Here is a 6,950-nt window from a genome sequence, read left to right as displayed (position 1 = left end):
AAATTGACTTGGTTCTGTTCGAACGTCTGCTGATGGACAACGCCACCGCCAGACGCCCGCACAAGTCACCTGCGCACACTGTCAAAGATCACCGGAGTCGGCCTCAGCGCCTTCCCCTCAACCCCCCCCCCGAGCATTCCGCCCGAGGGAGCCGCACATCATACAGCAGTTTTCGTGGTCGTCAACACCTCGTCACTGCCGTTCCACCCTTTCGTTCGGCTGGTCGCCGCGCATCCGGGAGGGCCTCTGCGTCACCGCGCCACTGGCGCCGGTGCCGTCGAGGGCCGCGCATTCTGCACACCGGAAGCGGGTTTGAAAAGCCCTTCCGTTTGCCTTCGTGATGCGTTGCGATCGCTGCGCTTCGCGTGCGGCCCTCGAGCGAGGGGCGCGCATTGTGCGCATCGCCGCGGCGTTTGAAAAGAGGGCGCGCGCTCAGTTCGCGGCGACCAGGCGCACGCGCGCGAAGTTGCGCTTGCCGACGGCGAGCACGCCCTCGAAGCCCGGCACGAACACGCGCGCGGCGTCCTCCACGACGTGGCCGTCGACGCGCACCGCGCGCTCCCGGAGCTTGCGCATGGCCTCGGAGTTGCTGGGGGTGAGGCCGGCGGCGGTGAGCAGCGCGGCGATCCGCAGGCCCTCGGCGGGCACCGGCACGTCCTGCAGCGGCAGCAGTGCGGTATCGCCCTCGCCGCGCACGGCGGCGTTCCAGCCGGCGATCGCCTGCTCGGCCGCGGCGGCGCCGTGGAAGCGCGCGGCGAGTTCGCGCGCCAGGCGCAGCTTCACGTCGCGCGGGTTGAGCCGGCCGGCGTCGACGTCGGCGCGCAGCGCGCGCGCCTCGGCCGGGCCGATCTCGAAGCTGAGCAGTTCGATCCAGCGCCACATCAGGGCGTCGCCGATCTTCATCGTCTTGGTGACGATGTCGATCGCCGGCTCGTCGATGCCGATGTAGTTGCCGAGCGACTTGCTCATCTTCTGCACCCCGTCCAGGCCTTCCAGCAGCGGCATGGTCAGCACGATCTGCGGCGGCTGGCCGAAGTGCTCCTGCAGGCCGCGGCCCATCAGCAAGTTGAACTTCTGGTCGGTGCCGCCGAGCTCGACATCGGCCTGCAGCGCGACCGAGTCGTAGCCCTGCACCAGCGGATAGAGGAACTCGTGGATGGCGATCGACTGCTGCGCGGCGTAACGCCTGGCGAAGTCGTCGCGCTCGAGCATGCGGGCGACGGTGTGCTGGGCGGCGAGGCGGATCATGTCGGCCGCCGACATCCGCCCGAACCACTCGGAGTTGAAGCGCACTTCGGTGCGTTCGCGGTCGAGCACCTTGAACACCTGCGCCGCGTAGGTGCGGGCGTTGGCCTCGACCTCCTCGCGGGTGAGCGGCTTGCGGGTGACGTTCTTGCCGGTGGGATCGCCGATCATCCCGGTGAAGTCGCCGATCAGGAAGATCACCCGATGGCCGAGGTCCTGGAACTGCCGCATCTTGTTGAGCAGCACGGTGTGGCCCAGGTGCAGGTCCGGCGCGGTGGGGTCGAAGCCGGCCTTGATCCGCAGCGGACGGCCGAGCTTGAGGCGCGCTTCGAGTTCGTCGCGCTTGAGGACTTCGTCGGCGCCGCGGCCGATCAGATCGAGGGCTTCTTGCAGGGACACGGAACGCTCCAGCGGCCGCGCGCGGACCGCGACGGCCAGGCAGACAGGGGATCGGGACGCGCAAGCTTACAAAGTTAAATGCGCGTAAAGCGCGGACGGCGCGAAAACCCTATTCAGGTCAAGGGTTTGACGCAGCAAGTTCGCGTGTCTATGGTAGCCCCGCCACACCGTCATCACACCGCTTTGGGGGCGGCCCATGTCGAAGGATGCATCCGGTTCCGGGGAAAACCGGCGCCAGCGCCTAGCCGCATTGCGCGAAGCCGCGCTCCACCGTCCGGTGGCGCGCCATCTGAGTGACGGCTTCAACGGCCGCTGGACGCGCCGCCAGTGGATGCAGGCGAGCCTGGTGGCCACCGTCGGCATGCTGGTCGCCGCGATCGTGCCCGGCTTCGACGCGCAGATCGCACAGCCGGTCAGCGTGCAGCGGCAGTCGATGGCGCTGACGCTGCCGCCGCTGCCGCTGGCGCGCCAGCAGGGGCTGCCCGGCGACAGTTGGCAGGTCGTGTACGTCGAGCGCGGGCAGACGCTGGCGTCCATCTTCGAGGAGCTGGACATTCCCGCCGCCACGCTGCAGGCGATCCTCGACCATCCCGGCACGCGGCCGGCGCTGACGCGGCTGAAGCCGGGCACCGAGATCGCGTTCGACCTGCCGGTGGACGGCGGCCTGCGCGCGATCCGTTTCGACCGCGACGAGTCGCACCGGGTCGAGCTCAGCCTGCAGGGCGAGCGCATCGTCGAGAAGGTGATCGAGCGGCCGGTCGAGATGCGCAAGGTGGTGCTGAGCGGCGAGATCGGGTCGGGCTCGCTGTACGCCTCGGCGCGCAAGGCCGGCCTGAGCCCGTCGATGATCCAGGCGCTCACCGACGAGATCTTCAAGTACGACATCGACTTCGACAAGGATCTGCAGCGCGGCGACCGCTTCAGCGTGGTGGTCGACGAGAAGTGGCGCGAAGGCGAGAAGATCGGCAGCGGGCCGATCCTGGCGGCGACGTTCACCACCGGCGAGCGCATGTACACGGCGTTCCGCTACGAGCGCAACGGCAAGGCCGAGTACTTCACCGCCGACGGCCGGCCGCTGAAGAAGAGCTTCATCCGCATGCCGATCCCGTACGCGCGGCTGACCTCGGGCTTCGGCTCGCGCCGCCATCCGGTGCTCGGCGTGCTGCGCATGCACAAGGGCGTCGATTACGGTGCGGCGACCGGCACGCCGATCATGGCCGCGGGCGATGCGCGGGTGAAGTTCGTCGGCTGGAAGGGCGGCTACGGCCGCACGGTGATCCTCGATCACGGCCGCGGCTACACCACGCTGTACGGGCACATGTCGCGCTTCGGCAACGTCAAGGCCGGGCAGCGCGTCGCGCAGGGCACGGTGATCGGCTACGTCGGCAGCTCGGGCCTGGCGACCGGTCCGCACCTGCATTACGAATTCCAGATCAACGGCGTGCACCGCAATCCGCTGTCGGTGACCATGCCGCCGCCGGAGCCGCTGCGCGGCGCCGAACTGGCCGCGTTCCGCCTGCAGACCGCGCCGGCGCTGGCGCGCATCCAGCAGGTCGAGAACATCATCTACGCCGGCACCCAGCCGCCGCCGCGCAAGCCGCGCCGCGGCAAGGCCTGATGGCGGCCGAGGGCCTGTATCTCGGGCTGATGTCGGGCACCAGCGCGGACGGGATCGACGCCGCGCTGGTCGCATTCGCCGCCGACGGCGCCTGCCGGTTGCTGGCCGGGCGGACGTTCCCGTGGGACGCGGCGACGCGGGCGCAGTTGCTCGCGCTGGGCCAGGGCGGGCACGTGGATTCGCTGGACGAGATCGGCACGCTCGACGTGGCGATCGGCGAAGCGTTCGCGCAGGCGGCGCTGCGGTTGCTCGCGCAGGCCGGCGTCGCCCGCGAGGCGGTGCGCGCGATCGGTTCGCACGGGCAGACCATCCGGCACCGGCCGCACGGCGCCGCGCACGACGGCCGTCATCCGTTCACCTGGCAACTGGGCGACGCGCACGTGATCGCCGAGCGCACCGGCATCGCCACGGTGGCCGATTTCCGCCGCCGCGACGTCGCCGCGGGCGGCCACGGCGCGCCGCTGGTGCCGGCCTTCCACGCCGCGCTGCTGCACGATGCCGGCGAGGATCGGGCGGTGCTGAACCTGGGCGGCATCGCCAACTTCACCCTGCTGCCGGCGCACGGCGAAGTGCGCGGGTTCGACACCGGCCCGGCCAATGCGCTGCTGGACGCCTGGTGCGTGCGCCACCTCGGCCATCCGTACGACAAGGACGGCGCGTTCGCCGCCGAGGGACTGGTGGACGCCGCGCTGTTGGTGCGCCTGCTCGACGACCCCTGGTTCGCCAAGGCGCCGCCCAAGAGCACCGGCCGCGAACACTTCCACCTCGACTGGCTGGAAGCGCGCCTGCGTGGCGACGAGCGCCCGCAGGACGTGCAGGCGACCCTGCTGGAACTGACCGCGGTGAGCGTCGCCGATGCGCTGCGGCGCACGCAGCCGCAGACGCGGCGGGTGATCGCCTGCGGTGGCGGCGTGCGCAATCCGCAACTGATGCGGCGGTTGGCCGCGCATCTGGACGGCATCGCGCTCGACAGCAGCGCGCCGTACGGGCTGGATCCGGATTTCGTCGAGGCGATGGCGTTCGCCTGGCTGGCCCGGCAGTGCCTGCTCGGCCGACCCGGCAACCTGGCTTCGGTGACAGGCGCCGCCGGGCCGCGCGTGCTCGGCGTGGTCCACCCGGCCTGAGCGTCAGGCCGGCGACTTCGGCATTCGGCCGATCAGCGAGAAGCCGGGATCGTCGGGAATGTTCTCCAGGGCGGCGATCGCCTCCTGCAGGGCGAGCGCATCGATGTCGGTGAAGCGCTTCTTCTGCTCCGCCTCGCAGGCGTAGAGCCCCTGTTCGATCAGGTGCAGCAGCGTCTGCTGCAGGGTCCACTTGCGCGCCTGCGCGAAGCGCGCGATGCGTTCGGAGAGCACCGGATCGAGAGCGGGCAGGACGATGTCGTTCATGGGGCGGACCTCCCGGCGCCTGCTAGGGTAACGCCTGTGCGTGCGTGCGGTCGTGACACCCCATCATGCCGACGTGCGCCCGGCATCGCCCAGCGAGCGTTCGACCAGTCCCGCGCGCAACATGAACAGGTACAGGAACACGCCCGGCAGCGCGACCACGGTGGTGAGCAGGTAGAAGTTCACGTAGCCGAGGGACTCGATCAGCGCGCCGGCGGTGGTGCCGGTGACCAGCCGTCCGACCACGCTCGCCGCCGCCGACAGCAGCGCGAACTGGGTTGCGGTGTAGGCGAGGTTGCACAGCGCCGACAGGTACGCCACCACCACCACCCCGCCGATGCCGCTGGCGAAGTTCTCGAAGCCGATGGTGAAGGCGAGCAGCGTGTTGGAATGACCGGTGTGCGCCAGCCACGCGAAGCTGAGGTTGGAGACCGCCATCAGCACCAGCGACACCAGCACCGAGCGCTTCATGCCGAGCTGCGCGTACAGCGCGCCGCCGACGAAGATGCCGATCAGGTAGGCGAAGAAGCCGACGCCGACGTCCCAGGTGGCGATCTCCTCGTTGCTGAAGCCGAGGTCGTTGAGCAGCAGACGCACGGTCAGGTTGGCGAGCGTGTCGCCGATCTTGTGCAGCAGCACGAACAGCAGCACCAGCAGCGCGCCGCGCCGGCGCAGGAATTCGAGCAGCGGGCCGGCGACCGCATCCCACGCCTGCAGCAGGCCGCGGCGCGGCGCGACCACGGTGTGGCGCGCGGGCTCGCCGAAGATCAGCCCCGCCGCCATCGCCGGCAGCGCGAACGCCGCGCACGCCGCGTAGGCGAGGCTCCAGCCGCCATGCGCGGCCAGATACAGCGCAAGCGAGGCGGCGGCGACCGAGCCGATGCGCCAGCCGTACTGCGACATGCCCGAGCCGACGCCGAGCTGTTCGGGCTTCAGCAGTTCGATGCGGTAGGCATCGATCACGATGTCGAAGGTCGCGCCGGCGATGCCGACGCTGACCGCGGCGATCGCCACCCGCATCAGGTCGGCCTTCGGGTCGAGCGCACCGAGCCAGAGCACCGCCGCCATCACCAGCGCGCCGGTCAGCAGCAGCCACGACACGCGCTGGCCGAGCCGGCCGAGCAGCGGCAGCCGGGTGGCGTCCACCAGCGGCGCCCACAGGAACTTCAGGTTGTAGACCAGGAACGCGAGCGAGAACGCGGTGACGCTCTTCTTGTCGATGCCGTCCTGCGCCAGCCGCGTGGTCAGGGTGGCGCCGATCATCGCGTACGGAAAACCGGAGGAGATGCCGAGCAGCAGCGCCGCGATCGGTTCGCGCTGCAAATACGGCCGCACGCCGGCCAGCAGGCCCCGCGGTCGCGCGGCGGCTTGGGAATCAGAGGGCATAGTCGACGACATAGGGTGCGTGGTCGGAGAAGCGCGGCTCGGGATGGACGGCGCAGGCGCGCACCGCCTCGCGCAGGTTGGGCGTGACGATCTGGTAGTCGATGCGCCAGCCGACGTTGTTGGCGCGCGCGGCGCCGCGCTGCGACCACCAGGTGTATTCGACCGCGTCCGGCTTCAGCACGCGGAAGCTGTCCAGCCAGCCGTGCTGCGGGCGCGGGGTGCCGTCGCCGCAGTCGTCGGCGATCAGCGCATTGAGCCAGGCGCGCTCCTCGGGCAGGCAGCCGGAGTTCTTCTGGTTCGAGGTCCAGTTCCGGATGTCCAACCGCGAGCGGACGATGTTCCAGTCGCCGCACAGCACGTACTGGCGGCCGCTGTGCAGCCATTCGTGCAGGATCGGCTTGAGCCAGTCCATCACCTCGAACTTGAAGCGCTGGCGGACCTCGCCCGAGGAACCGGACGGGATGTAGAACGACACCACGCTCAGCTCGCCGAAGCGCGCCTCGATGTAGCGGCCCTCGTCGTCGAACGGCGCCCACCCCATCGCGGTGCGCACCTCGTCGGGCTCGCGCCGGCTGTAGATCGCCACGCCGCTGTAGCCCTTCTTCGTGACCGCATCGCGGAACCAGGCGCGGTAGCCCGCGGGCACCGCGGCGGCGAGCTGGTGCTCCTGGGCCTTGGTCTCCTGCACGCACAGCACGTCGGCGTCGGCCTGCGCGAACCAGTCGAAGAAGCCCTTGCTGGCGGCCGAGCGCAGGCCGTTGGCGTTGAAGGAGACGATGCGCATGGGGAATCGGGAATCGGGAATCGTCGGCGAGCCTAGCCGATGGGACGGCGCGCGTGCGGCGCGACCGGCCGATCATGCACGGCCGGTTCAAGGTCGTCACGGGATGGATGCCTGTCTTACGATTCCCGGGTCC

The 6,950-nt window shown here is 70.1% G+C and carries 6 protein-coding genes; 2 read left to right on the top strand and 4 right to left on the bottom strand.

Annotation, left to right across the window (positions count from 1 at the left end):
• Positions 1–432: 432 nt before the first annotated feature.
• Positions 433–1,644, bottom strand: a complete 1,212-nt coding sequence (gene tyrS, locus FQY64_RS09775) for a tyrosine--tRNA ligase (RefSeq protein ID WP_146474080.1) — start codon at positions 1,642–1,644, stop codon at positions 433–435.
• A 196-nt stretch (positions 1,645–1,840) separates the two neighbouring features.
• Here tyrS and FQY64_RS09770 point away from each other — a divergent pair, with 196 nt between their 5' ends.
• Positions 1,841–3,262 (top strand): M23 family metallopeptidase, encoded by a 1,422-nt coding sequence (locus FQY64_RS09770; protein WP_146474079.1) that lies wholly within the window; start codon positions 1,841–1,843, stop codon positions 3,260–3,262.
• Entirely contained in the window at positions 3,262–4,386 is a 1,125-nt protein-coding gene (locus FQY64_RS09765; protein WP_146474078.1) for an anhydro-N-acetylmuramic acid kinase, read from the top strand. Before FQY64_RS09770 ends, FQY64_RS09765 begins: the two co-directional genes overlap by 1 nt.
• 3 nt (positions 4,387–4,389) lie before the next feature.
• On the opposite strand, the gene FQY64_RS09760 is transcribed toward FQY64_RS09765, so the two are convergent.
• From FQY64_RS09760 to FQY64_RS09750, 3 genes are all read right to left on the bottom strand, one after another.
• Positions 4,390–4,650 carry a hypothetical protein gene (locus FQY64_RS09760; protein WP_146474077.1) on the bottom strand — a complete coding sequence of 87 codons (261 nt, stop codon included), beginning with the start codon at positions 4,648–4,650 and terminating at the stop codon, positions 4,390–4,392.
• 63 nt (positions 4,651–4,713) lie between these two features.
• Positions 4,714–6,033 carry an AmpG family muropeptide MFS transporter gene (locus FQY64_RS09755; protein ID WP_146474076.1) on the bottom strand — a complete coding sequence of 440 codons (1,320 nt, stop codon included), beginning with the start codon at positions 6,031–6,033 and terminating at the stop codon, positions 4,714–4,716.
• Positions 6,023–6,817, bottom strand: coding sequence for an exodeoxyribonuclease III (locus tag FQY64_RS09750; protein WP_146474075.1), 795 nt, complete (start codon positions 6,815–6,817; stop codon positions 6,023–6,025). The genes FQY64_RS09755 and FQY64_RS09750 overlap by 11 nt, the downstream gene beginning before the upstream one ends.
• Positions 6,818–6,950 lie beyond the last annotated feature (133 nt).

This window comes from Vulcaniibacterium thermophilum, assembly GCF_007923255.1.
Classification (GTDB): Bacteria; Pseudomonadota; Gammaproteobacteria; order Xanthomonadales; family Xanthomonadaceae; genus Lysobacter_F; species Lysobacter_F thermophilum.
This window is presented reverse-complemented; position numbering and strand designations above follow the sequence as displayed.